We start from the raw sequence: 23,559 nt of genomic DNA, 5'->3' as shown, positions 1-23,559 counted from the left end.
CGGCTCGCACGGCGGCTCACGTCCATCTGATGCCGCCCTGCCGCACGATCGGCATCAACTCCCGCTGGCTGCGGCCCCCTTCGCCTTCGGGCGGAGGGGGCCACTGTTCGCGCCCCGGTCAGCTCTTCTCGCCCATGGCAGCGCGCAACCATTCCAGAGGCGTCTGGGACAGCAGTTCATCGGCCAACCGCTGCCCCGACTCCGTGACGATGCGTGCGCGGCTGTTGTCGATCCACCGTTGGGCACTGGCATAGCCCTGGTTCTTGTACTCCAGGCCCTGGAGCATGCATTCGAGCTTGTCGGCATCCCGCGCACAGATGGCCTCGGGCGATTCCTTGGCCTCGTACTCGGCTACCAGGGCGCGCACGGCGGTACGCAGGATCTCGGGCATGCCGGCCGTCTGGTCCGCGGTCACCGCCTCGGGGTCACCGGGCTCGGCGTACTTCTTGCCCAGGTGATTGACGTCGCCTGTGCGGGTCTCCTGGGAGTCGTGCCACACCGCCAGGTGAGCCGCGCGTGCGGCGTCGGCGCCCTCAAGCGTCGCGATGACCGATGCGATCACGGACGTGCGCCATGCGTGCTCGGCCACACTCTCGGGGTCCCGAACACCTGCCATCCACCAACCGGTTCGGCGGGCGGCCTTCAGCGTGCCCGCCTCCCACAGGAAGTGGGCGACCTCTTTCAGGCCTTGGTCAGCCACGGTGTCCCCTTTCACGCCTCGGCGAGGCGGATTGCGTACCGGATGCCCTCCAACTCTCGCCGAGCCTGCGGGGAGAGCCGCAAGTCATCCAACATCACGGGAAGCCGGGCGCGCAGGTCTGTCTTCGCCGCGGAAGGGGCGCGCAGCAGGTTGGGGCGTACCGCAAGGAGTGCCCATAGGGTGTGGACGTTGAGATCGAAGAAGCCGTGTCGAGGGGTGAGACCGGGGACGAGGTGGTCCAGCAGGCGGCCGCCGTGCCAGGGCCCTGGGGTGGGCGAGGCGATGAAGTCGTCCGAGAGCTGAATGCGAGGCGCCTCACCAATCCAGTACGCCCAGTAGTTCAGGTTCGCCGCCTCGGCCACGTCGTCGTCACCGAGTGTGCGGGTGATGAAGTCCGCCATTCTGTCGCGGTCGCCCTGGCGGGCCTCGAAAGCGGCGACGGACCGGGAGTTGAGCCACCGCGTCAGCCAGTCGTCGGGGCGCACGAGTCTCTGCTGGTGAGCCAACCAATCGGACGTGTCGGTCTCCTTGTCGAACCCGGCCAGGTACAAGGCTTGACGCCGTAGCAGGAAGTTGCCGCCGCCGCGTGCCTGCTCAGCTGTCTGGCGCATGCGGGTGAAGAACCGCATGCGGTCCTCGGCCGGGAGGTCGGGCGTCGTAGGCACCGGGCCGCGACGCGGACGCGGCGGCGCGGGGAGGTTCCGCACGGGTGCGGGCGCCACACCGTTGAGCGGCCAAGTCAGGACCTCGACGAGATCGCGCTGCATGACCCAGGCGCCCAACGGGCTGGCTTCGGTGGGCACGCCCTCATCGAGAGCGCCGGCCAGCAATACGTCGGCTTCCATCGCTCGTTCGAGAGCAGCCAGGAGCCCGGGTCCGGTGCCCATATGCATCAACCTGTGCCGGTGGACGAGCATCTGTCCGACCGGCACCGACGTGAGGGGCCGACGTCCCGACTCCCAGCCGGCAACGGTGTCCGGCGAAACGCCGAACGCCTCGGCGAAGCCGTCCTGCGTGTGGCCCAGCTGCTCGCGGATGACATACCCCGAGACGATGCCCGCTCGGGCGCGTTCAGACGTTCCCTGACCACCGGTCAGGGTTGACCGCTTGTGGTGCTCCATAGCGCCCCCTGGCCCGCATTCGCCGGGCCCTTACCCGTACCTACGGTCACTTCTGGCGACGATCATCACTACCTACTGTCAGGTGGTGATGACCGGCAACTCAGCGTAGTGGGAGTGATGTCGCCGTGAACGCCGCAGAACGCACCTCGTCCGATCCCAAAGAGGGAAAGACGCCACGGACGCCGGGCATGCAGATGCCCGACAGGGGAACGGTCACCGACTGGTTCGCCAAGGCACACCCCGTCCCGTGCCAGGCCCTGTCCGAGTGGGCGAATCACGGCGTTGCGCTACTGCCTCTCGGCGTGCGCTTCGACGCGGTACGTGTACCGGCTTCGCGCATCCACGCAGCGGTGGGCAGTGACGAGCCGGAGGTCGTGGCCGAGACGCTGAGCGAGTGGCTGGACGGCCCTGTCATCTGCGACGCCAGGACCGGAAGCGGCACGTACTACGTACTCGTGGCACCGAACTCGGAGGGGGAGACGCCGGGGCAGTTGCTGGGGAGCGGGACGTACCTCGGCGTACCGCGCATCGGTCAACAGGTCTCTCCCGTCACGTACTGGATGGTCCAGCCGCAACACCGGGGGAACCTCTGCAAGACATCCCACCTGCGCGCACTGCTTGCGATCGCCGACCACCTGAGGGCGGTCGAGCCGTGATCACCACAGAGCAGGACCGGCAGGCAGAACGACAGTACGCCGCCTATACGGCCCACCTCTATGACTGCCCTCGGTGTGGTCGAGAGGACTACTGCGACGCGGGCACCCGCCTGCGCCGGGATGCCCGCGACGCCAAGAACGCGTCCTTGCGGGCCTACCGACAGCAGGCAGGGAAGCCACAGTGAACTCCGGCGAGCCGAGGATGAGCTGGCTCCTCGGCCCGCCGGGCACCAGCTCCGCCCATCAGCGGAGCGGTACTGGATCGACGCCGCAGAGGCCGAGCGTCGCCGGGTGATCCTGGACGCGAAGTACGCGTCCATCGGCATCACCGACCGAGGAATGACCAGCTCCCTCGCCTTCGACGCGGCGGCGTAGCCGCCTGCTCACTGGAGGGCTCCGGCGTGTAGACCGGTGCGGTCCGGTCGGGCTCCAGCCCAACTTTGTCCGGGTGCGTCATGGCGGGAGCCTAGCCGCACATCGACTCCCCCACTCTGGCCCGGTTACCAAGTGCAGCCGACTGATCACAAGCAATAGGTGACAGATTTCAAAACTTGAAATCTGTCAGTGGAGGGTGCATGGTGAATGCACGGCGCCCGCGCGCCGTCCTCGCGGCGACAGTCCGCCGCCCACATCCAGCACACCCCCAGGAGCCCCCATGCGCACCCTGAAGCTCGGCACCACCGGCCCCACCACCTCCGCCCTCGGCCTCGGCTGCATGGGCATGTCCGCGCTGTACGGCGAGGCCGACCGCACGGAGTCGATCGCGACGATCCACGCCGCCCTCGAAGCGGGCGTCACGCTCCTCGACACCGGCGACTTCTACGCGATGGGCCACAACGAACTCCTCATCGGCGAGGCCCTGCGCTCGGCCCCCGCCGCCCGCCGCGAACAGGCCCTCACCAGCGTGAAGTTCGGCGCCCTTCGCGACCCGGACGGCGGCTGGTCGGGCTACGACGGGCGGCCGGCCGCGGTGAAGAACTTCGCCGCGTACTCCCTGCAGCGCCTCGGCGTCGACCACATCGACGTCTACCGCATCGCCCGCGTCGACCCGGACGTGCCCGTCGAGGAGACCGTCGGCGCGATCGCCGAGCTGGTCGAGAAGGGGCACGTGCGCCACATCGGGCTCTCGGAGGTCGGCGCCGACACCATGCGCCGGGCCGCCGCCGTCGCTCCCATCTCCGACCTCCAGATCGAGTACTCCCTGATCTCCCGCGGCATCGAGGACGAGATCCTGCCCACCGCCGCCGAACTCGGCATCGGCGTCACCGCGTACGGCGTCCTGTCGCGCGGCCTGATCTCCGGCCACTTCACGCGCGACCGGCAGCTCGCCGCGAACGACTTCCGCGGCATGAGCCCCCGCTTCCAGGGCGAGAACCTGCAGCGCAACCTCGACCTCGTCGACGCCCTGCGCAAGATCGCCGACGAGAAGGGCGTGAGCGTCGCGCAGACCGCCATCGCCTGGGTGCTCGCCCAGGGACCGAAGTCCGGCGCCGCGATCGTGCCGCTGGTCGGCGCCCGCCGCCGCGACCGCCTCACCGAGGCCCTCGGCGCCCTGGACGTGACGCTCGGCGACGCCGACCTCGCCGCCATCGAGCAGGCCGTCCCGGCCGGCGCCGCCGCCGGCGCCCGCTACCCCGAGGCGCAGATGGCGCACCTCGACAGCGAGCGCTGACATGACCGGCCACCGCCGTGGCCGGTACCTGCGGGTACCTTCTTGACCATGGCTACGACCGAGACCCTGACCGCCGAGCGCATCCTCGCCACGACCGAGGAGGTGCTGCGCCGCCACGGTGCCGCCAAGGCGACCGTGGTGGACGTGGCCCGCGCGCTCGGCGTCAGCCACGCCAGCGTGTACCGCCACTTCCGTACGAAGGCCGCGCTGCGCGAGGCGGTCACCAAGCGGTGGCTGGACCGGACGTCCGACGCCCTGTCCGGCGTGGTCGGCGCGGACCAGCCCGCCGAGGACCGGCTGCGGCGCTGGCTGGCCGGGCTGTTCGAGGCCAAGCAGCACAAGGCGGGCGACGACCCCGAGCTGTTCGCGACGTACACGGTCCTGACCGGCGAGGCCAGCGAGGTCGTCGACGAGCACATCGCGGAGCTCACCGGGCAGCTCGCCACGATCGTCCGACAGGGCGTCGAGAGCGGCGAGTTCGCCCCCTGCGAGCCCGACGTCACGGCCCGCGCCCTGTTCGAGGCCACGGCCCGCTACCACGACCCGGTGTACGCGCCGGACTGGTCCCGCGCGGATGCCGAGGACGCCTTCACGTCGCTGCTCGACCTGCTCGTCCGGGCCCTGCGCCCCTGACGCGGATGTGGCCCCACCGGCTGTGGCCCCACCTGATTCTCCTGTTCCGCTGACCCGCGCCCGCCCCGCCTGATTCCCTGAACCCCGGCAGACCCGCGGGACATCAGGAGGAGCGAAGTGGCTTCAGGGGAAAGCGAGTTGACGGAACTCGAGTCGACGGAGGCCGACTACGTCGTCGTCGGCGCGGGGTCGGCCGGGTGCGTGCTCGCCGCGCGGCTCAGCGAGGACGCGAACACCAGCGTGCTGCTGCTCGAAGCGGGCCCCCGCGAGACGAAGGCGGACCTCGCGACGCCCTTCGCATGGCCGTCGCTCTTCGGCACGGACGTGGACCACGGCTACGCCGCGGTGCCGCAGCCGGGCCTCGGCGGCATCGCGCCGCCCTGCCCGCGCGGCCGCACCCTCGGCGGTTCCAGCGCGATCAACGCGATGGTGTTCCTGCGCGGCCACCGCGCCGACTACGACGCCTGGGCGGCGGCGGGCTGCACCGGCTGGGGCTTCGACGACCTGCTGCCGTACTTCCGGCGGATGGAGTCGGTGCCGGGCGGCGGCCGTGCGGGGGCCGAACTCCGCGGCGACTCCGGCCCGCTGCGCCCCTCCCCCGCCGCCGAAGCCGACGTCAACCCCCTCTCTCGTACCTTCGTCGCCGCGGCGGCCGCCGCCGGACACCCCCTGACCGACGACTTCAACGGAGCCCGCCAAGAAGGTGCGGGCCTGCACGACCTGACGGTCGCCGACGGCGTCCGGCAGAGCGCGGCCGACGCCTATCTGCACCCCGTCGCCGCGCACCGCCCGCGCCTCACGGTGTCCACCGACTCCCGCGCGCACCGGCTGCTCTTCGACGGCGACCGGTGCACGGGCGTGGAGTTCACGCGCGACGGCAGGACGGTACGGGCGTACGCGCGCGCCGAAGTGATCGTCAGCGCGGGCGCGGTCGACTCGCCGCGGCTCCTCATGCTGTCCGGCATCGGTCCGGCGGACGAGCTGCGCCGGGCCGGGGTCGAGGTGCGCCACGACCTGCCCGGGGTGGGCCGGGGCCTGCAGGACCATCCGCTGTGCGGGCTCGTGTACGAGGCGGAGCAGCCGATTCCGGCAGGCCGCGCGAACCTGTCGGAGGCGTCCCTGGCGTGGCGCAGCGAGGCGTCCCTGCCGGGCCCGGACATGCAGGTGATGTTCATCCACGTGCCGTACCACCCGCCGACGATGACGGCTCCGGAGAACGGCTTCACCCTCGGCGTGGCCACGGTCCCGCGCGCCCGGGGCTCGGTGCGGCTCGCCGACGCCGACCCGGGCACTGCGCCGCTGATCGACCCCGGCTATCTCACCGACGAGTCGGACGTGCGGCGCATGCTGCACGGCCTGGAGGTGGCGCGGGAGGTGGCGGCCGCGGGGCCGTTCGCGGAGTGGGGTGCGCGGGAGGTGCTGCCGGGGCCGGGGGTCACGGACGAGGCGGGCCTGCGGGCGTTCCTCGCGGCGGCGACGGGGCCTTACTTCCACCTGTCGGGCAGCTGCGCGATGGGGACGGGGACGGCGGCCGTCGTGACGCCCGACCTCAGGGTCCGGGGTGTCCCCGGCCTCCGCATCGCGGACGCGTCGGTCATGCCGACGATCGTGTCGGTGAACACGAACGCGGCGGCGCTGGCCATCGGGGAGAAGGCGGCTGCCCTGATCCGCAACGCCGCGTAGGCTCTGCGCGCCCGAAGGGGCGCGGGGAACTGCGCGACCAGCCACGAACCACCCGCGGCCGCACAAGTGGCCGCGGCACCACGGCGCACCGCGCGCCCGGCCGCTGATCAGCCGGAGGACGCCGACGGATCCACCGTCGCCTGGTGCTCCTCCGCCAGGTGTTCCTCCGCCTTGAGCCAAGGCAGGAACTGGGCCTTGCGGGTCCAGCCGCAGGTGTCGCAGGTCAACTGGCGTTGTACGCCCGCCTTTTGCACATGGACGACATGTTCGCGCCCGTGCTGGTCCCATCTGCTGACCTTGCTCGTGGTCGTCGAAGGCATGGCGCCCAGTGTGCAGCAAAGGCCCCCGGTTCCGTGGCCGGAACCGGGGGCCTTCGTGCCAAGAAAGCGTGAACGTCAGCAGCCGGAGATCAGCGGCTGTACGTCAGCAGCCGACGAGGCGCGTCGCCAGGTAGCCCTCGATCTGGTCGAGGGACACCCGCTCCTGCTTCATGGTGTCGCGCTCGCGCACGGTCACCGCGTTGTCGTCCAGGGTGTCGAAGTCGACCGTCACGCAGTACGGCGTGCCGATCTCGTCCTGGCGGCGGTAGCGGCGGCCGATGGCGCCGGCGTCGTCGAACTCGATGTTCCAGTTCTGCCGGAGGGCGGCGGCCAGGCCCTTGGCCTTGGGCGACAGCTCCGGGTTGCGGGACAGCGGCAGGACGGCGACCTTCACCGGGGCGATGCGGTGGTCGAAGCGCATGACCGTGCGCTTCTCCAGCTTGCCCTTGGCGTTGGGCGCCTCGTCCTCGACGTAGGAGTCGAGCAGGAAGGCGAGCATGGTGCGGCCGACACCGGCGGCGGGCTCGATGACGTACGGAGTCCAGCGCTCGCCGGCCTCCTGGTCGAAGTAGGACAGGTCCTGGCCGGACGCCTTGGAGTGCGCCGACAGGTCGTAGTCGGTGCGGTTGGCGACGCCCTCGAGCTCGCCCCACTCGCTGCCGCCGAACTGGAAGCGGTACTCGATGTCAGCGGTGCGCTTGGAGTAGTGGGAGAGCTTCTCGGCCGGGTGCTCGAACCAGCGCATGTTCTCCTCGCGCATGCCGAGGCCGGTGTACCAGTTCCAGCGCTGCTCCATCCAGTACTCCTGCCACTTCTCGTCCTCGCCCGGCTTGACGAAGAACTCCATCTCCATCTGCTCGAACTCGCGGGTGCGGAAGATGAAGTTGCCGGGCGTGATCTCGTTGCGGAAGGACTTGCCCATCTGGGCGATGCCGAACGGCGGCTTGCGGCGCGAAGTGGTCTGCACCTGGGCGAAGTTGGTGAAGATGCCCTGGGCGGTCTCGGGCCGCAGGTAGGCGACGGAGCCGCTGTCCTGGGTGGGGCCGAGGTGGGTGGAGAGCAGGCCGGAGAACTGCTTGGGCTCGGTGAACTGGCCCTTGGTGCCGCAGTTGGGGCAGTTGATGTCCGTGAGGCTCTCCGGGGCGCGGCCCTTCTTCGCCTCGTACGCCTCCTCCAGGTGGTCCGCGCGGAACCGCTTGTGACAGGAGGTGCACTCGGTCAGCGGGTCGGTGAAGGTGGCGACGTGGCCGGAGGCCTGCCAGACCTCGGTGGCCAGGATCACCGACGAGTCGATGCCGACGACGTCTTCCCGCGAGGTGACCATGTAGCGCCACCACTGGCGCTTGATGTTCTCCTTCAGCTCCACGCCGAGCGGTCCGTAGTCCCAGGCGGCCCGCTGGCCGCCGTAGATCTCACTGCACGGAAAGACGAAGCCTCGGCGCTTGCTCAGGCTGACGATGGTGTCGATCTTGTCGGCGGCCACGGTGCTCTCTTCATTACGACGACGGCGAAGCCACGCTTCGGGGCTGACGAAGCGCATGCCTCAGGAGCGAATGCTTCAGATTACCGGCGGCCGTACCCCCTGGATCAAATCGGTTCGGGCGTGGTCCGGTTCCGGTCGTCGCCGAGCGCGAGCGGAGGTGTACAGATCGACACTTTGTTGACAACCGTTTCCAAGTTTGTTGAAAATGACTGTCATGAACGTACGACGCCTCATACCCACCGCCGCCCTCGCCACCGCCACGGTTCTGGGCCTCACGGCCCTGTCCGGCTGCTCGTCCTCGGACGCGGCCGACAAGAACAGCGAGGGCAAGCTGGACGTGGTGGCGTCGTTCTACCCCATGGAGTTCCTGGCCAAGGAGATCGGCGGAAAGAACGTCGAGGTCACCGGCCTCACCGAGCCCGGCCAGGAACCGCACGACCTGGAGATCAGCGCCAAGCAGACGGCGCAGCTGGAGAACGCGGACGCCGCGCTCTACCTGAAGGGTCTGCAGCCCTCCGTCGACGAGGCCATCGGCCAGTCCGGCATCAAGACCAAGATCGACGCCGCCTCCCTGACCAGCCTGGAGAAGCACGGCACCGAGGTCGGCGGGCACGCCGAGGAGCACGACGAGCACGGCACCGAGGACGAGCACGGCTCCGAGAAGCACGACGAGCACGGCGACGAGCACGCCAAGGAAGACGAGCACGGTCACGAGGAAGAGGGCCACGAGGGCCACAGCCACGAGACCGAGGGCGGCAAGGACCCGCACATCTGGCTGGACCCGGTGAAGTACGCCGAGGTCGCCGAGGGCGTCGGCAAGGCCTTCGCGAAGGCCGACCCGGACCACAAGGCCACGTACGAGAAGAACACGGCCGCCCTGGTGAAGAAGCTGACGGGCCTGGACACGGACTTCAAGAACGGCCTGAAGAACACCGACTCGAAGGTCTTCATCACCACCCACGCCGCCTTCGGCTACCTCGCCGAGCGGTACGGCCTGACCGAGGAGGCCATCTCCGGCCTGGACCCGGAGGGCGAGCCGAGCGCGAACCGCGTGAAGGACCTCCAGGAGATGGCCAAGGCCGACGGCGTCACGACGGTGTTCTACGAGACGCTGGTCAGCGACAAGACCGCGAAGACCCTCGCGAACGACGCGAAGCTGAAGACGGACGTGCTCGACCCGATCGAGGGCATCACGAAGAAGTCGAAGGGCGACGACTACTTCGAGGTGATGCGGTCCAACCTCACCGCCCTGCAGAAGGCTCTCGGCACCAAGTGAGTTCCACCACAAGTCCGGCACGAAAGGCAGCCGCCATGGCCGACGCCAAGAGTGAGCCCGTCATATCCCTGCGCGAGGTGACGGCCGAGCTCGGCGGGCGCCCGGTCCTGCGCGGCATCGACCTCGCCGTGGGCCGCGGCGAGGTCGTCGCGCTGCTCGGCGCGAACGGCTCCGGCAAGTCGACGGCCGTGCGCACGGTCATCGGGCAGGTCCCGGTCACCGGCGGCGAGATCGAGATCTTCGGTACGCCGCGGCGGCGCTTCCGGGACTGGGCGCGGGTGGGCTACGTCCCGCAGCGCACCACGGCCGCGGGCGGCGTCCCGGCGACGGTCACGGAGGTCGTGACATCCGGCCGGCTCGCGCGGGCCCGCTTCGGCGTGCTGCGCAAGGCCGACCGCGCGGCGGTGGCGCACGCCCTGGACCTCGTCGGCATGGCGGACCGCGCCAAGGACTCCGTCAACGCGCTCTCCGGCGGCCAGCACCAGCGCGTCCTGATCGCCCGCGCGCTGGTCTCCGAGCCCGAACTGCTGATCATGGACGAGCCGATGGCGGGCGTCGACTTGGCCAGCCAGGAGGTCCTCGCGGCCACCCTGCGCCACCAGGTCGAGCAGGGCGCCTCGGTGCTGCTCGTGCTGCACGAGCTGGGCCCCCTGGAGCCGCTCATCGACCGCGCGGTGGTGCTGCGCGACGGCTGCGTGCTGCACGACGGCCCGCCGCCCAAGGCCGTCGGCCAGCACGCGCTGCCCGGCCACGACCACGTCCACCCGCACGACGCCGACGCGGCCCCGGTCCGCACCGGCCTGCTCACCTGAGGACCGGCGATCGTCATGGAATTCCTGAACTACGAATTCATGCAGCGGGCCCTGCTCGCCGCCGCCCTCGTCGGCATCACGGCCCCCGCGGTCGGCATCTATCTGGTGCAGCGCCGCCAGGCCCTCATGGGCGACGGAATCGGCCATGTCGCGATGACCGGTGTCGGCCTCGGCTTCCTCCTCTCCACCTCCCCGGTGTGGATGGCCACGGCGGTCGCGGTGGTCGGAGCTGTCGCGATGGAGCTGATCCGCTGGTACGGCAAGACGCGCGGCGACATCGCGCTCGCGATGCTGTTCTACGGCGGTATGGCGGGCGGCGTCATGCTGATCAACCTGGCGCCGGGCGGCTCGAACGCGAACCTGAGCTCCTACCTCTTCGGGTCCCTCTCGACGGTCTCGGACGACGACGTGACGGCGATCTGTCTGCTCGCCGCGTTCGTGGTCCTGGTCACGGTCGGCCTGCGCCGCCAGTTGTTCGCGGTGAGCCAGGACGAGGAGTTCGCGCGCGTGACGGGTCTGCCGGTGCGTGCCCTTAACCTGCTGACGGCGGTGACCGCGGCGGTCACGGTCACCGTCGCCATGCGGGTCGTGGGCCTGCTGCTGGTGTCGGCGCTCATGGTGGTGCCGGTGGCCGCGGCGCAGCAGCTCACCCGGAGCTTCGCGGCGACGTTCGCGATCGCAGTGGCCATCGGGGTCGCCGTGACGCTCGGCGGCACGGTCACCTCGTACTACCAGGACGTGCCCCCGGGAGCGACCATCGTGCTCCTGACCATCGGCGTGTTCATCGTGCTCACGCTGCTCGCGACGCCTCTCGCGCGCCGCAGGGCGCGCGCCTCGGCGGCCCGCGACGCGGCGTGCACGGCGGACGTGCCGGGCTCGCGCTCCACGTCGGACGAGGTCACTGTCTGAGATCACTCTGGTCACCGTCCGGCAGCTACCTGGCACAATGGCCGGGCGAGACGACGCACCACAAAAGTGCGGACGAGTGCTGAAGAGTGCTAGGAGGCACCTGTGACGACGGCTGCGGGACCCCCCGTACGAGGCCGGTCCACCCGGCAGCGCGCCGCTGTGGCGGCCGCGCTCGACGAGGTGGACGAGTTCCGCAGTGCGCAGGAGCTCCACGACATGCTCAAGCACCGCGGTGACTCCGTGGGCCTGACGACGGTCTACCGCACGCTCCAGTCGCTCGCCGACGCCGGCGAGGTGGACGTGCTGCGCACCAACGACGGCGAGGCCGTCTACCGCCGCTGCTCGACCGGCGAGCACCACCACCACCTGGTCTGCCGCGTCTGCGGCAGGGCCGTCGAGGTCGAGGGCCCCGCGGTCGAGTCGTGGGCGGAGTCCATCGCCGCGGAGCACGGCTTCGTGAACGTGGCGCACACGGTGGAGATCTTCGGTACGTGTGAGGACTGCGCCAAGAAGAAGTAGCTGCGTACGTACGTGGGGCCCGCACCGCCGACTTGGCGGTGCGGGCCCCACGTACGTACGTACCCGTGCTAACTGTTGGCGATCTGCTCCTCGTTCGGGATCGCCCCGCCGAAGCGGCGGTCGCGCGAGGCGTATTCGAGGCAGGCGCGCCACAGGTCGCGGCGGTCGAAGTCGGGCCAGAGGACGTCCTGGAAGACCATCTCGGCGTACGCGCTCTGCCAGATCAGGTAGTTGGAGGTGCGCTGCTCGCCGCTGGGCCGCAGGAACAGGTCCACGTCCGGCATGTCCGGGTAGTACATGTATTTGGCGAGGGTCTTCTCGTTGACCTTCGACGGATCGAGGCGCCCGGCGCGCACGTCCTCCGCGAGGGCCTTGGCGGCGTCCGCGATCTCGGCGCGGCCGCCGTAGTTCATGCAGAAGTACAGCGTGAGCCGGTCGTTGTCCTTGGTCTGCTCCTGGGCGATCTGGAGCTCCTTGGCGACGGACTTCCACAGCTTGGGCATGCGCCCCACCCAGCGCACCCGTACGCCGAGTTCGTCGAGCTGGTCGCGGGACTTGCGGATGAAGTCGCGGTTGAAGTTCATCAGGAAGCGCACCTCGTCGGGCGAGCGCTTCCAGTTCTCGGTGGAGAAGGCGTACAGGGAGATGCTGCCGACGCCCATCTCGATGGCGCCCTGCAGCACGTCGACGACGCGCTCGGCGCCGACCTTGTGGCCTTCGGTGCGCGGCAGGCCGCGGTCCTTGGCCCACCGGCCGTTGCCGTCCATGACGACGGCGACGTGCTTGGGGACCAGCTCGCCGGGGATCTTCGGCGGCCGCGCGCCGGACGGGTGCTGCTCGGGCGCCTTGTACTCGCGGCGGCTTCGTCCGAGGATTCCGCGTCGTGCCACTGCCATGAGGGGCTCTCACTCCTAGCTGAGCTGGGTCGGTTCTTCTCTGCGTACCGCGTGCCGTACCGCCGGCCGCGTCAGTTCTTCTCCACGTACCGCAGTGAGCGCAGGCCGCGCTCCAAGTGCCAGTGCAGATAGGCCGATACGAGCCCACTGCCCTCGCGGGCGTGCCGCGCCTCGCAGGCGTCGGCCGTCGCCCAGTCGCCGGTCAGCAGCGCGCCGAGGTGCGTCAGGGTCTCCGCCGAGGGTACGACGCTGCCCGGGACCCGGCAGTCGGCGCAAATCGAGCCGCCCGCGGCGACGGAGAAGAAGCGGTTGGGGCCCGGCATGCCGCATTTGGCACAGTCGGTGAAGCTGGGCGCGTAGCCGTTCACGGCGAGCGAGCGGAGCAGGAAGGCATCGAGAACGAGGTGCGGCTCGTGCTCGCCGCGGGCGAGCGTCCGCAGCCCGCCCACCAGCAGCAGATACTGCTGGACCGCGGGCTCCCCCTCATGATCGGTGAACCGTTCCGCCGTCTCCAGCATGGCCGTACCGGCGGTGTAGCGCGCGTAGTCGGTGACGATGCCGCCACCGTAGGGAGCGATGGTCTCACTCTGCGTGCACAAGGGCAGCCCGCGCCCGATCAGTTCGCTTCCCCGCGCGAAGAACTGCACGTCCACATGCGAGAAGGGTTCGAGGCGCGCCCCGAACTTGGACTTCGTGCGCCGCACCCCGCGGGCCACGGCCCGCACCCGCCCGTGCCCGCGCGTGAGCAGCGTGATGATGCGGTCCGCCTCACCCAGCTTCTGGGTACGCAGCACGACACCGTCGTCACGGAACAGGCTCATGGGCCCATTCTCCCGTACGCCGCCCCCGCGACGGCCCCGGGTTCGGGGCGGGGCGCCCACCCCCTAGCCAAGCGGGCGCCGACCGCCCTCCGTCAAGGCACCTCTCCGCGGCTTCGCGCGTTCGCGTACGCCGTCGCCGCGCGCAGCCGCTCCGCGCTCGTCGCCGTCCTGAGCGCCTCCGGGGCGCAGTCCCACTCCCGCCCGCCCCCGTACGGCCGCAGCTGCACGTACGGGCCTTCGTAGCCCATCACCTTGCCCACCCTGCCCGACCGGGTGTCCACCGCGTACGTCCCGATCGGGAGCCTCATGGGTTCACCACCCCCCGGCCTGGCAGCCCCCGGCCCGGCAGCGCCGCCGCGAGCCGTGCCGCCGTCTCCACCGAACAGCGGCCCAATTCCACCAGCGGGCATGGCGCCTCTCTGACGACCGTCGCCGGATCGACCCGCAGGGACGGCAAAGAAATTCCTGTCCTTGCCAGGGCAGCGCGCAATTCTTCCACTGTTTCCTCCGCCTCTTCGACACAACCCACAGAGTGCGAGTTGCCTGCGGCGCTATTCGCCGTCACGTGGTTCCCCTTGTCCGTCGGATTTCACGCTTCGTGTCCCCACGGTGACGCGTTGCGTCTAGAGTTGGCAGGAGTCTGTGCGCTACAAGTGCGGGGCTGAGGAGGGGAGTTCATCCATGGCCAAAGGTGTTCATGGATCGCGACAGGCCGCGTGGGAGTTCTTCGGGGCGGAGCTGAAGCGACGGCGCGAAGACGCTGCGCTGACCCAGGTCGAGCTGGGGGCTCGGGTATTTGTATCCGGGGGTACATCGGCCAGTTCGAACAGGCCATTCGGAAACCGCAGTTGGATGTGGCTCAGCGGATCGATGAAGTCCTGCAAACCGGGGGCTTTTTCGAGCGACTCTGGCGCAAGCTCATCAAGGAACAGCCATATACGGAGTACTTCGCGCATGCGGTGGAGCTGGAGCGGCTGGCGACCAAGCTGTACGAGTTCGAACCGGTGTTGGTTCCGGGGCTTCTCCAGACCCCTGAGTACGCCCAAGCGCTCTTCGTGGCGGGCAACCCGCTCGCCACCGACGCGTACATCGAGGAGCTGCTCCGAGCGCGCATGGACCGCGGCTGGATCCTCAAGGACGCTACACGGCCCACGTATTGGGTGATCGTGCATGAGACCGCACTGCGTGTGCCGGTCGGCGGACCCGCCATCATGGCCGACCAGCTGGACCGCATCGTGGCGATGGCGCGGGAGCGCAAGGTGTTGGTGCAGGTGATCCCATTCGCGGTCGGGGCACACCCGAGGATGGGCAAGATGATGAAGCTCATGGAGTTCGAGGACGCGCCACCAACTGTCTATACAGAGGGGGTGTATTCGGGGAACCTGCTGGACGAACCAGCGGTAGTGAAGAAGGTGCAGGCGGCATACGATCTGCTCAGGGCCGTCGCACTGTCACCGGAGGCGTCCCTCGACCTGATCGAGTCGGTGGCGGAGGACTACAGACGATGCGCGAGTACAACCTGAGCAACGCCCACTGGCGCAAGAGCAGCTACAGCAGCGGCGACGAGAGCGACAACTGCGTCGAGGTCGTCGACGGCCTGCCGGGGATCGTCCCCGTACGCGACAGCAAGAACCCCACCGGGCCGGTCCTGGTCATAAGCGCCCCGGCCTGGGTGGGGTTCCTCAACGCCCTCAACGGCTGACGGACGTCACCCTCAGCCGTCGATCCGCAGCTTGGTGTCCTCCGGACCCTTGCCCGCGGCCGCCTGGCACTGCGCCGACATCGGCTTGCCCGCCTTGTTCAGCGCGTCCAGGAACTCGGACAGGCAGTGCCCCTGGGCCTTCGCACCCAGGTAGTTGGGGTGCATCGACTCCTGGACCTCCGAGTCGGACAGCTTGGTCTTGGACCGCTCGATGTAGCGCGCCCAGTGCGCGTCGGCCGGCTTCGGCACGTAGACGCGACCGCGCGGCGTCTCCTCCGCCAGGTGGGGCTCGGTCGAGCAGACCTCATGGCCGGTGAGAGCGCCCCGCAGGTCGAGGAAGTCGACCTGCTCGGTCTTGGCGACCTTCTTCAGCTCGGTGTTCAGACCGGGCAGCACCTCGGTGCCGATCCACTTGATGTCCCGGTTGTAGAAGGGGCAGCCCCATGTACTCCAGCGGGCCCAGCGGTTCTCGTCGCCCGGCGTGGTGGCCGGGTCACCGGAGCCGAGGGGATTCGGGTAGGACTGGACGATGATCCTGGGCTGTCGGGCCGCACCCTTGAAGATCGCCTTGACCTGCCGGACCACGTCGCCCACGTCCTTCTCCACGGACTTGAGCGCCGAGTCGTAGGAGCCGGTGACCGCAGGGTCGGTCGAGCAATAGGCGCTCTTCATCCAGGACCTGACGCAGTCGTTCATCGCCTTGGTCAGTGGCTCACTTCCGCCGATCGAGAGCACCACGTAGGAGATAGTGCGCTTGTCGGCGATCAGATTGCGTAGTTGCCCGTACTGCGACGGCTCGTCCTTCGCCTCGTATCCGGACCCCATGTGCTTTGTCTCCGCGCCGGAACAGGCAATGTTGACCACGTCGGTGACCTTGCCCAAGGGGCTAGGCGCGTCCTTCGCCGCGATGATCTCGGCGGAGTCGGACCGGTGGCACCCGGGTCGCCCGTTCGCGAGGGCCTCGCGGTGCGGATAGATCTGGTCCAGGGTGGCGCCCGGAGCCGCCGCCCGGTCCGTCTTGGCCTTGACGGCGGCCAGTACCCCGCCCTTGTCCCAGTCGCCTTCGGCGTTCGCGACCCACCGGCCGCCCTCACCGGAGATGTAACTGTCGCCCAGGGACACGGCTGTGATGGAGTCCTCAGGTGCGGCGGCGACTGCCGGGGCGGCGGGCGCCAGGGGTCCCGCCGCCAGCGGCAGGAGGAGGGCGGCGGACAGGGCGGAGAGCCCGGCGACGGCGCGTAGGGCGCGGCCGCGTGACTGCTGTTGTTTGCTCACGGTCGGGTTGATACCGCCCGCGGTGCCGAGCGGTCGGGCGGGCTCACCCGAGTGGGCCCACGAATTCACCGGAGAAACGATCAGGCCCGGACAGCCCCGCGCCGCCGCTTCCAGTACGCCCACGTGACCGCCCCGAGCAACGGCCCCCAGAGCAACAACGGGGCGTAACTCACATACAAGGCGGCGGCCTCCCAAGCCCCTTGGTTCGTGGGGAAGTCGGCGGGCTGTTCCTCTCCCGTGATCGTGACCCCGGCCGCCTCCGCGACGAACGCGGACGTCCACAGGAGCGTGACCGCGACCGTCCCGAAGGTCGCGGGGATGACGGCCGCCAGGGTGGGCACCCTGCGCCCCCGCAGAAACGGCACCCAGCGCGGGAACACCTCGCCCCAGCGCGCGACCAGTCCCACCGCCGCGAAGGCGAACAGTTCGGACACGACCGACAGGAACACCATGTAGGCCCACCCCGGCACCCACGCCGGGAGATCCCCCCGCTTCCCGCGACTGCCCTCGTCGAGGAACCAGACCGCGATCCGCCACACACTGGACGGCAGCGCGGTGAGCGGAACCGCGAGCGCGGCGAGCCACGCCCAGCGGGGCACCCCGTCGGCGGGCGCGTGCGCGGCGGCCCAGCAGGCGCGCAACCGGCCACGTGGGGGCGGGAGTTCCGTACGGATCTCGGTCGTCATGGGACCACGATGGCGATCAAGGCCGGGAAGCCGGATCGCCTGCCGGGACGAACCTCCTCCGCCGCGCGGCGGAGCCGGGGTCAGCCCAGAAGGTCGACCTTCATCGGGATCGGTCGTGTTGCCGGGTAATCCGAAGGAGTGAATCGGTAGCTCACGGGGCTGTACCTGGGTAGAGCCCACGTCACAGATGTCGTGAACCGGGGGAGGTCGGGATGGTATGTCTGCGCGCACCCGAGAGGCTGCGCATGCGGCGCCGAGCCGGAGTCACGGCTACGGCGACCGCGTTGTTCCTCGGCCTCGCTCTGTCGAGTGGGAACCCGAGCCAGGCAGCGACTTGGGGGCAGTACGAGAGCCAATCCACCGGGAAGTGCCTGACCGCCTTCGACAACGATGTGGTCAACCTCGCGCCGTGCGAGGCCGGTCGAGCGGCCCAGTTGTGGAGCCTGGAGACCATCTCGGGTTACGACAAGCTGGTCCGCAACGCTTCGGGCGGTTGCCTGTGGGCCCGACCCGTGGCCGGCATCGTCGGAGCCTACCGGGGCGACTGCGACCCGAACGACGCAGCAAAGCGGTTCGTGCCGTACAACTACTGGCTGGCTCATGCCACGGGCAGCGGCTTCATGACAGAGACCCGAGCTTGGGGAAACCAGGTCGTGGTCTTTTCCAGCACTGTGGACGGCAGGGATCCGCGTTGCCGCTGGTCCTTCCGGGCACAGAGCAGCTGATCGCCGGGTTCCGACGGCGTACCGGGAGTCGTCCCCGTACGCGACAGCAAGAACCCCACCGGACCGATCCTGGTCATAGGCGCCACGGCCTGGGTGGGGTTTCTCAACGCCCTCGACGGCTGACGGACGTCACCGTCAGCCGTCGATCCGCAGCTCGGCGTCCTGCGGACCCTTGCCCGCGGCTTGGCACAGGGCCGACGGCAACGCGGTGAGCGGAACGGCGAGCGCGGCGAGCCAGGCCCAGCGGGGCACCCCGTCCGCGGGCCCGCATGCGCGGCGGCCCAGCAGGCGCGCAACCGGCCGCGCTTGGGCGGGGGTTCGGCACGTGGGGCGGTACGTAGGTCGGGTCATGGGACAGCCATGACGATCACCGCGCCCCGCGCGGATCAGCTGCCGGGACGAAGCACCTCCGCCGCGCGGCGGACGCCGGGTCAGCCCAGCAGATCAATGCGCGCCCCGACGCCGCGCCGCTCCGCCTCCCGGAAGGCGAGCCAGGACATGGCGAGGTCCTGCCAGGGCAGGCCGACGGGCGCGTAGACGGAGCGGGCGGTCGCGGGAGCACCCTCGCGGCCGGGGTGGTCGCCGCGCAGGACCTCACCGAGGGTTGCGTCGGCTGACGACGCGGGCAGGCCGGCGGCGGCCAACGCGCCCATGGCGGCCGCCAGTTCATGGTCGTCCACGACGAGGTGGGAAGCCTGGAGCAGGTCTGCGGCCAGCTCCTGCTTGCCGGGCTCGTCGGCGCCCAGGGTGGTGAGGTGCTGGCCGGGGCGGGTGTCGGCCAGCGCGAGGAGGGGGGCGCGGGACCAGGTGGCGAGGAGGACCACGTCGACATGGGCGGCGACTTCGGTGGCGGACGCCGACACGTGGCCGTCGTGCCGGGCGGCGAAGTCGGCCGCGCGGTCGGCGTCGGCGTCGTACACGGCGAGGGCGCTGAAGCGGCGCAGTGTGCGCAGGCCGCGCAGCATCAGTTCCGCCTGCGCGCCCGCGCCGATGACGCCGAGCACGGCGGTGCCGACGGGGTCGGGGGCGGCGAAGACGTGCGTGCCCTGCTTGCCGCGTTGGCCCTGCCGGGGGGCTCCCCAAGCCCGCCCCTTCCCGCTGCATCGATCAGCGGCTCCGCCGCGGGCAGGGGGCTCCGCCCCCTGGACCCCCGTATCGCCGCTTCGCGGCTCGTCCTCAAACGCCGGGCGGGCTGAAATTCCGCCGCGCGGGCTGAAACCTCACCGGCTGTTCCGGCAGGTAGTAAGGGCGGGCGGGTGGGGGATATAGCCCCTCCGGCGTTTGAGGAGCGGGGGTCCGGGGGCGGAGCCCCCGGTTACGTCCGGACGGGAAAGTACTGGCGCGGCGTCACGCCCACCACGCGGTGGAACGCGGCGACGAAGGAACTCGCCGACGCGTAGCCCACGCGGTGGGCCACCGCCTCGACCGTCAGGCCGTCGGCCAGCAACGGCATCGCGGCCTGCATGCGAAGGCGCTCCCGCCACTGCCCGAACGGCAGGCCCGTACCGGCGGCGAAGAGCCGGGCCAGCGTGCGGGCGCTCACGCCGACCCGCTCGGCCCAGGCCGACAGGGTGCGGCCGTCGCCGGGCGCGGCGGCCAGGGCGCGGGCGACCTCGCGGGCGCGGGGGTCGCGCGGCTCGGTGACGGAGAGGCTGGTGACGGGGACGGGCGTCAGTACGTCCAGGAGGACCCCCTCGGCGCGGGCGCGGGCGTCCGGGGCGAGGTCCCCACGGGACAGGTGGTCGATCAGGGCGCGCAGGAGCGGGGGCGCCGCGAGGACGGTGGGGTGGTCCCACGCGGCCACCGGGGCGGGGCAGCGCGCCGGGGTGACGTACGGCGCGCGCATCAGGGCGTCGCCCGCCGCCTCCGTCGCGTGCGGAACGCCCGCCGGGATCCACAGGGCGAGCGTGGGCGGCAGCAACCAGGCCCCGCCCTCGGTGCGGATACGCAGCAAACCCCGCTCGGACCAGGCGAGTTGGTGCACCGGGTGGGTGTGCGTCGCGAAGCGGAGGCCTCGCGGCATGGTGAAGCTGCCGATGAAGACGGCGGTGGGTGGGTTGGGATGGAAGCTCGGCCTCAGGCCCGGATTCCGGCTCGGGCCCGCGTGTCCGTTCCGCGACATGAGTCGGCAGCCTAGCCCGTCGAGGACACCCGCCACATCGACCTAGCGTCGTACGCATGCCGATGAACCGAGCACACCGCAAGCTGTGCAGCTCCGAGAAGTGGGCACAGACCACAAGGGACATGATCCTGCCGTTCGCCCTGGAAGACGTCGGCCTAGGTGACGACGTACTGGAGATCGGCCCCGGCTACGGCGCCAATCTGCGCGTCCTCGTCGAGGACGTACCCCGCCTGACGGCGGCCGAGATCGACGAGAAGATGGCAGGCATGCTCCAGGAGCGGTGGGGGTCGCGGGCGCGCGTCCTGCACGCCGACGGCACCGATCTGCCGCTGCCCGACGCCTCGTTCGACTCCGTCGTCTGCTTCACGATGCTCCACCACGTCCCCACAGACGCCCTGCAGGACCGGATCTTCACCGAGGCCTACCGGGTACTGCGGCCGGGCGGGACCTTCGCGGGCAGCGACAGCCTGCCGAGCTTCCGGTTCTGGCTGCTGCACCTCGGCGACACGAACAACACCGTCGACCCGGAGGAGCTGCCGGGGCGGCTCGCGGCGGCCGGGTTCACGGATGTCGTGGTGGCACGGCATCCGGAGGGCGGGGGGATCAGGTTCCGCGGACGGAAGGGGAATTGAGGAGCGGGAGGGCCGCGCAGGTCGCGGCGGCGAGGGCTGCTGCGGCGGTCAGGGTCTGTGGGGGTGTGAGGGGGCCGTTGTCCGTGAGGAGCGTGACCACGTACGGGGCGAACATGCCTGTGTAGGCCGCTGTCCAGAAGTACGACGTGAGGCGGGCCAGGCTGTGTGCGGGGGCGGTCGTGGCGACCTGGGTGAGGCCGTGGGTGAGAGTGAAGCCGTAGCCCGCGCCCAGGGTGGCCGCGGCGGCCATCGCCCACGGCTGGGAGTCCGTGTGGGCGGCCCAGGCGGCCAGCAGCAGGCCTGCGGTGATCGCCAGGAGGCCGATGCTTGCGGCTCGTTGGCGGTGTGTTGCCGCCGCGCGGCGGGCCAGGGGTTGGACCAGGAGGCCGGTTCCTGGGACCACGGCGGTGGCTACGCCCGTGTAGACCAGGCCGGCGTGCACCTGGCCGGGGAGGCTCACGAAGCCGATCGTGGGGGCCGCGAAGACCCAGGGGGCCAGGGGGAGCAAGGTCCGAATACCGCTGTGGGCAATCGTGCCGCAGGGCGGCACGGGTGGGCACAGCCCACGGCGTACGGCAACCGTACGGGTTTCCGGTGCGGTGCGTGCCGCCAGCCAGGCGCCTGCTGCCAGGAGTACGTGAGGGACGTACGCCGTCACCATCGGATGCGGCGCCCACTCGGCGATCAGCGCCGCCGCCAACCCGCCGGAGGCGAAGCCCGCCGAGACGAAGAGCCCCGCCCGGCGCGAAGCCGTCGACGCGGGGGCGCCCGCCGCCACGTACGGCGGCGAAGACAGTTCCTTGATCCACGCGCTGCCCGCGGCAAGGAGGACCCCCGCGCTCACGCCGGTGAGGAAACGCCCCGGAAGCAGCCACCCCGTGGCCGTCGCCCCCAGCGTGAGCAGCAGCGTCGAGACCAGGTTCACCGCCAGCGCGGCCAGCGCGATGCGGCGGCGGCCCCGGCGGTCCGCGAGGGGCCCGGCGACCAGCAGGCCGGGGATGAGGCCCACGACGTACACCGCGAACAGGCCCGTGACCGCCGAATCCGTGAGGCCGAGCTCGGAGCGGTAGGCGCCGAGGAGGGCCGAGAACTGGTTGGCGCTCCAGCCGGAGGCCAGCATCATCCAGGCGGCACGTATCCCGTACCGGGGAGTTTCGCGGGGCCCGGCGGACAGCGCCGACGTCGGCGTTCGCGCAGGTGAGGGGGCGGTTGCTTCGGTGGTCATGCCCCTAGTTCTAGGCGCCCCCGCCAGCCCTCCGCCGCACCCGTTCACGATTCCTGAAGGCCACCGAGGCGCCCCGCCAGCACCCGTTTACGCTGGTACGCATGGCCTCCTCCCCCCTCGACCTGCGACTCCTGTCGTCGTTCCTGGCGGTCGTGGAAGAGGGGCACTTCGGGCGGGCCGCGGCCCGGCTCTTCCTGTCGCCGCCCGCGGTGACCGCGCACGTGCGGCGCCTGGAGACGGAGCTCGGCACCCCCCTCCTGTACCGCAGCCCGGTCGCCCCCACCCCCGCCGGTGAGCGCCTGGCCGGGCACGCGCGCACGCTGCTCGCGGCGTCCGCCGCGGCCCTGGACGACATGGCCGACATGGCGGAGCCGGCCCACGGCACCGGACGGACGCGCCCCCTGCGCGTCGGCATCATGGGCCACGGCTCCGCCGAGCTGACCCCCGCCTCGATCAACGCGTACCGCCGGGCCCGGCCCGAAGTCCGCCTGGAGATCAGCCAGTTGAACTTCACCGAGCACGCGTCGGCCCTCGTCGAGGACCGTGTCGACGTCGCCTTCGTACGCCCCACCCCGGACGACGAACGTGTCACCGCCGACGCCCTCACCACCGAGCAGCGCATCGTCGCCGTCCCCGCGCACTCGGCCCTGGCCGACGCCCACGCCACCGGCGTCACCGTCGCGGACGTCACCGACCTCCCCTTCGTCCGCGTCCCCGGGCACACCCCCCGCCCCTTCACGGACTACCTCTACTTCGACGAGGCGGGCCGACGCCGCGGGCCCGACTTCGCCGTCACTCCTCAGGAGGTCCTGACCAGCGTCATCATGGGCCGCGCCGCGGGCTCGGGCCTGAAGTCCTTCGCCCGCTACTACGCGTGGCCGGGCGCCGTCTTCGTACCCGTCGTCGACGCCCCCTGGCAGAGCAGCTACCTCGCCGTCCGCGCGAGCGACGACAACCCGGAGGTACGGATCTTCCGCGCCCTCGCGGTGGCGCTCGCACGGGAGTGGGGGCCGACGATCCGCTGATGACGCTCACCCCCGGAGCGGATCGCCGGCCGGTCTTGGATGCCCTGGGTGTCCAGATGGTGCCCAGGGTGCCTAGATGTGGGCCCGGTACATATAGCCGCGCGCCCACGACGCCGTCTTCACCCAGTGCGTGCCTTTGGAGCTGACGCAGCGATGGGTGTAGCGCACCTTCTTGCCCTTGGGGACCATCACCTTGATCCGCGCATGCTTCGACATCCCGGCCCGGATGGGAGCCTTGCGCTTCGTCTTCGCGTACTTGTTCCCCACGTCCTTGCACCGGAACGACGCGGCTGCGGCAGCGGACTCGGACCCGGCGGTGGGCTCGGGCGCGGAGGACGATGCCGGCGCCGTGCGCTGCGGCGCCATCGTCTGGGTGCGGTCCGCGTTCGCCGACCCCGCCGAGAACGTGAGCATCGCCGTGGCGACAGCGCAGACGGCCACGGCCTCCAGCGACTTCCGTCCGTACCCGTAGCTCATCAATCCCCCTTCGTCGTGTTTCCCCGTCGGTTCACTAGTGTTCTCGGGACAGTTGGGCGAATCACTGGGCGACGCACTGGGCAGTCGCCGGTACACGGCAACTTGTACACGGCAACTGGTGCACGGCGGCTCGAACGCGACGCGGAAGGTGTTCTGTTGGGATCGGACGGCGCGGGGACGGACGGGGCG

Annotated in this window: 26 protein-coding genes and 2 pseudogenes; 14 read left to right on the top strand and 14 right to left on the bottom strand. The window is 70.6% G+C overall.

The features are described 5' to 3' along the window. Positions 1 to 118 precede the first annotated feature (118 nt). Both AC0KTA_RS25665 and AC0KTA_RS25660 read right to left on the bottom strand, forming a co-directional pair. Positions 119 to 700 (bottom strand): HD domain-containing protein, encoded by a 582-nt coding sequence (locus AC0KTA_RS25665; RefSeq protein WP_481050574.1) that lies wholly within the window; start codon positions 698 to 700, stop codon positions 119 to 121. Between the two features lie 11 nt (positions 701 to 711). Beyond that, on the bottom strand, positions 712 to 1,821 hold the full coding sequence (locus AC0KTA_RS25660; RefSeq protein ID WP_481050573.1) for a helix-turn-helix domain-containing protein: 1,110 nt from the start codon (positions 1,819 to 1,821) through the stop codon (positions 712 to 714). Between the two features lie 188 nt (positions 1,822 to 2,009). On the opposite strand from AC0KTA_RS25660, the gene AC0KTA_RS25655 reads away from it, so the two are divergent. From AC0KTA_RS25655 to AC0KTA_RS25640, 4 genes are all read left to right on the top strand, one after another. Continuing rightward, positions 2,010 to 2,477: a hypothetical protein gene (locus AC0KTA_RS25655; RefSeq protein ID WP_481050572.1), complete on the top strand. Its 468-nt coding sequence runs from the start codon at positions 2,010 to 2,012 to the stop codon at positions 2,475 to 2,477. Positions 2,478 to 3,132: 655 nt separating this feature from the next. Continuing rightward, positions 3,133 to 4,149 carry an aldo/keto reductase gene (locus AC0KTA_RS25650; protein WP_481050571.1) on the top strand — a complete coding sequence of 339 codons (1,017 nt, stop codon included), beginning with the start codon at positions 3,133 to 3,135 and terminating at the stop codon, positions 4,147 to 4,149. Between the two features lie 48 nt (positions 4,150 to 4,197). After that, positions 4,198 to 4,782 carry a TetR/AcrR family transcriptional regulator gene (locus AC0KTA_RS25645; protein WP_481050570.1) on the top strand — a complete coding sequence of 195 codons (585 nt, stop codon included), beginning with the start codon at positions 4,198 to 4,200 and terminating at the stop codon, positions 4,780 to 4,782. Positions 4,783 to 4,899: 117 nt separating this feature from the next. Next, positions 4,900 to 6,465 carry a GMC family oxidoreductase gene (locus tag AC0KTA_RS25640; protein ID WP_481050569.1) on the top strand — a complete coding sequence of 522 codons (1,566 nt, stop codon included), beginning with the start codon at positions 4,900 to 4,902 and terminating at the stop codon, positions 6,463 to 6,465. A gap of 107 nt (positions 6,466 to 6,572) precedes the next feature. Here the strand turns inward: AC0KTA_RS25640 and AC0KTA_RS25635 are convergent, their stop codons facing one another. Next, positions 6,573 to 6,785 (bottom strand): hypothetical protein, encoded by a 213-nt coding sequence (locus tag AC0KTA_RS25635; RefSeq protein ID WP_481050568.1) that lies wholly within the window; start codon positions 6,783 to 6,785, stop codon positions 6,573 to 6,575. Between the two features lie 103 nt (positions 6,786 to 6,888). Continuing rightward, complete coding sequence (locus AC0KTA_RS25630; protein ID WP_481050567.1) at positions 6,889 to 8,268, bottom strand: glycine--tRNA ligase; 1,380 nt, start codon at positions 8,266 to 8,268, stop codon at positions 6,889 to 6,891. 214 nt (positions 8,269 to 8,482) lie between these two features. Between AC0KTA_RS25630 and AC0KTA_RS25625 the strand changes: the two genes are divergently transcribed. From AC0KTA_RS25625 to AC0KTA_RS25610, 4 genes are all read left to right on the top strand, one after another. Continuing rightward, entirely contained in the window at positions 8,483 to 9,544 is a 1,062-nt protein-coding gene (locus AC0KTA_RS25625; protein ID WP_481050566.1) for a metal ABC transporter solute-binding protein, Zn/Mn family, read from the top strand. A 35-nt stretch (positions 9,545 to 9,579) separates the two neighbouring features. After that, complete coding sequence (locus AC0KTA_RS25620) at positions 9,580 to 10,356, top strand: metal ABC transporter ATP-binding protein (protein ID WP_481050565.1); 777 nt, start codon at positions 9,580 to 9,582, stop codon at positions 10,354 to 10,356. A gap of 15 nt (positions 10,357 to 10,371) precedes the next feature. Next, entirely contained in the window at positions 10,372 to 11,265 is an 894-nt protein-coding gene (locus AC0KTA_RS25615; protein WP_481050564.1) for a metal ABC transporter permease, read from the top strand. Between the two features lie 102 nt (positions 11,266 to 11,367). Then, positions 11,368 to 11,784 carry a Fur family transcriptional regulator gene (locus tag AC0KTA_RS25610; RefSeq protein ID WP_481050563.1) on the top strand — a complete coding sequence of 139 codons (417 nt, stop codon included), beginning with the start codon at positions 11,368 to 11,370 and terminating at the stop codon, positions 11,782 to 11,784. A gap of 68 nt (positions 11,785 to 11,852) precedes the next feature. Here the strand turns inward: AC0KTA_RS25610 and AC0KTA_RS25605 are convergent, their stop codons facing one another. The 3 genes from AC0KTA_RS25605 to AC0KTA_RS25595 form a co-directional block, all read right to left on the bottom strand. Then, the gene (locus AC0KTA_RS25605; RefSeq protein WP_481056558.1) at positions 11,853 to 12,674 is read right to left on the bottom strand and encodes an isoprenyl transferase; all 822 of its coding nucleotides are present in this window, start codon (positions 12,672 to 12,674) and stop codon (positions 11,853 to 11,855) included. A gap of 77 nt (positions 12,675 to 12,751) precedes the next feature. After that, complete coding sequence (gene recO, locus AC0KTA_RS25600; protein WP_481050562.1) at positions 12,752 to 13,501, bottom strand: DNA repair protein RecO; 750 nt, start codon at positions 13,499 to 13,501, stop codon at positions 12,752 to 12,754. Positions 13,502 to 13,593: 92 nt separating this feature from the next. Further along, positions 13,594 to 13,809, bottom strand: coding sequence for a hypothetical protein (locus AC0KTA_RS25595; RefSeq protein ID WP_481050561.1), 216 nt, complete (start codon positions 13,807 to 13,809; stop codon positions 13,594 to 13,596). A 373-nt stretch (positions 13,810 to 14,182) separates the two neighbouring features. Between AC0KTA_RS25595 and AC0KTA_RS25590 the strand changes: the two are divergent. Then, positions 14,183 to 15,024 (top strand): annotated as a pseudogene (locus AC0KTA_RS25590) (helix-turn-helix domain-containing protein). Next, a complete protein-coding gene (locus tag AC0KTA_RS25585; RefSeq protein WP_481050560.1) occupies positions 15,006 to 15,203 on the top strand; it encodes a DUF397 domain-containing protein in 198 nt (65 codons plus the stop codon). Before AC0KTA_RS25590 ends, AC0KTA_RS25585 begins: the two are co-directional and overlap by 19 nt. A 12-nt stretch (positions 15,204 to 15,215) precedes the next feature. Here AC0KTA_RS25585 and AC0KTA_RS25580 read toward each other — a convergent pair whose 3' ends face one another. Then, complete coding sequence (locus AC0KTA_RS25580) at positions 15,216 to 16,478, bottom strand: SGNH/GDSL hydrolase family protein (RefSeq protein ID WP_481050559.1); 1,263 nt, start codon at positions 16,476 to 16,478, stop codon at positions 15,216 to 15,218. Positions 16,479 to 16,558: 80 nt separating this feature from the next. Next, the gene (locus tag AC0KTA_RS25575) at positions 16,559 to 17,164 is read right to left on the bottom strand and encodes a hypothetical protein (protein ID WP_481050558.1); all 606 of its coding nucleotides are present in this window, start codon (positions 17,162 to 17,164) and stop codon (positions 16,559 to 16,561) included. 284 nt (positions 17,165 to 17,448) lie between these two features. Here AC0KTA_RS25575 and AC0KTA_RS25570 point away from each other — a divergent pair, with 284 nt between their 5' ends. Beyond that, entirely contained in the window at positions 17,449 to 17,889 is a 441-nt protein-coding gene (locus AC0KTA_RS25570) for a hypothetical protein (RefSeq protein ID WP_481050557.1), read from the top strand. Between the two features lie 42 nt (positions 17,890 to 17,931). Then, positions 17,932 to 18,012, top strand: a pseudogene (locus AC0KTA_RS25565) (DUF397 domain-containing protein); the annotation flags it as partial. 12 nt (positions 18,013 to 18,024) lie between these two features. Here the strand turns inward: AC0KTA_RS25565 and AC0KTA_RS25560 are convergent. The 3 genes from AC0KTA_RS25560 to AC0KTA_RS25550 form a co-directional block, all read right to left on the bottom strand. Then, positions 18,025 to 18,240 (bottom strand): hypothetical protein, encoded by a 216-nt coding sequence (locus tag AC0KTA_RS25560; RefSeq protein ID WP_481050556.1) that lies wholly within the window; start codon positions 18,238 to 18,240, stop codon positions 18,025 to 18,027. Positions 18,241 to 18,320: 80 nt separating this feature from the next. Then, on the bottom strand, positions 18,321 to 18,893 hold the full coding sequence (locus AC0KTA_RS25555; RefSeq protein ID WP_481050555.1) for an NAD(P)-binding domain-containing protein: 573 nt from the start codon (positions 18,891 to 18,893) through the stop codon (positions 18,321 to 18,323). Positions 18,894 to 19,204: 311 nt separating this feature from the next. After that, complete coding sequence (locus tag AC0KTA_RS25550) at positions 19,205 to 20,011, bottom strand: AraC family transcriptional regulator (RefSeq protein ID WP_481050554.1); 807 nt, start codon at positions 20,009 to 20,011, stop codon at positions 19,205 to 19,207. Between the two features lie 56 nt (positions 20,012 to 20,067). Between AC0KTA_RS25550 and AC0KTA_RS25545 the strand changes: the two genes are divergently transcribed. After that, complete coding sequence (locus AC0KTA_RS25545; RefSeq protein WP_481050553.1) at positions 20,068 to 20,643, top strand: class I SAM-dependent methyltransferase; 576 nt, start codon at positions 20,068 to 20,070, stop codon at positions 20,641 to 20,643. Here the strand turns inward: AC0KTA_RS25545 and AC0KTA_RS25540 are convergent. Then, positions 20,615 to 21,868, bottom strand: coding sequence for an MFS transporter (locus AC0KTA_RS25540; protein ID WP_481050552.1), 1,254 nt, complete (start codon positions 21,866 to 21,868; stop codon positions 20,615 to 20,617). The genes AC0KTA_RS25545 and AC0KTA_RS25540 overlap by 29 nt on opposite strands. A 101-nt stretch (positions 21,869 to 21,969) precedes the next feature. Between AC0KTA_RS25540 and AC0KTA_RS25535 the strand changes: the two genes are divergently transcribed. Beyond that, positions 21,970 to 22,893, top strand: a complete 924-nt coding sequence (locus AC0KTA_RS25535) for a LysR family transcriptional regulator (protein WP_481050551.1) — start codon at positions 21,970 to 21,972, stop codon at positions 22,891 to 22,893. A gap of 72 nt (positions 22,894 to 22,965) precedes the next feature. On the opposite strand, the gene AC0KTA_RS25530 is transcribed toward AC0KTA_RS25535, so the two are convergent. Continuing rightward, positions 22,966 to 23,370: a hypothetical protein gene (locus tag AC0KTA_RS25530; protein WP_481050550.1), complete on the bottom strand. Its 405-nt coding sequence runs from the start codon at positions 23,368 to 23,370 to the stop codon at positions 22,966 to 22,968. Positions 23,371 to 23,559 lie beyond the last annotated feature (189 nt).

Source organism: Streptomyces sp. Y309 (genome assembly GCF_056712025.1).
Note: the sequence above shows the minus strand (reverse complement) of the source record. Positions and strands in the feature narration are given on the sequence as shown.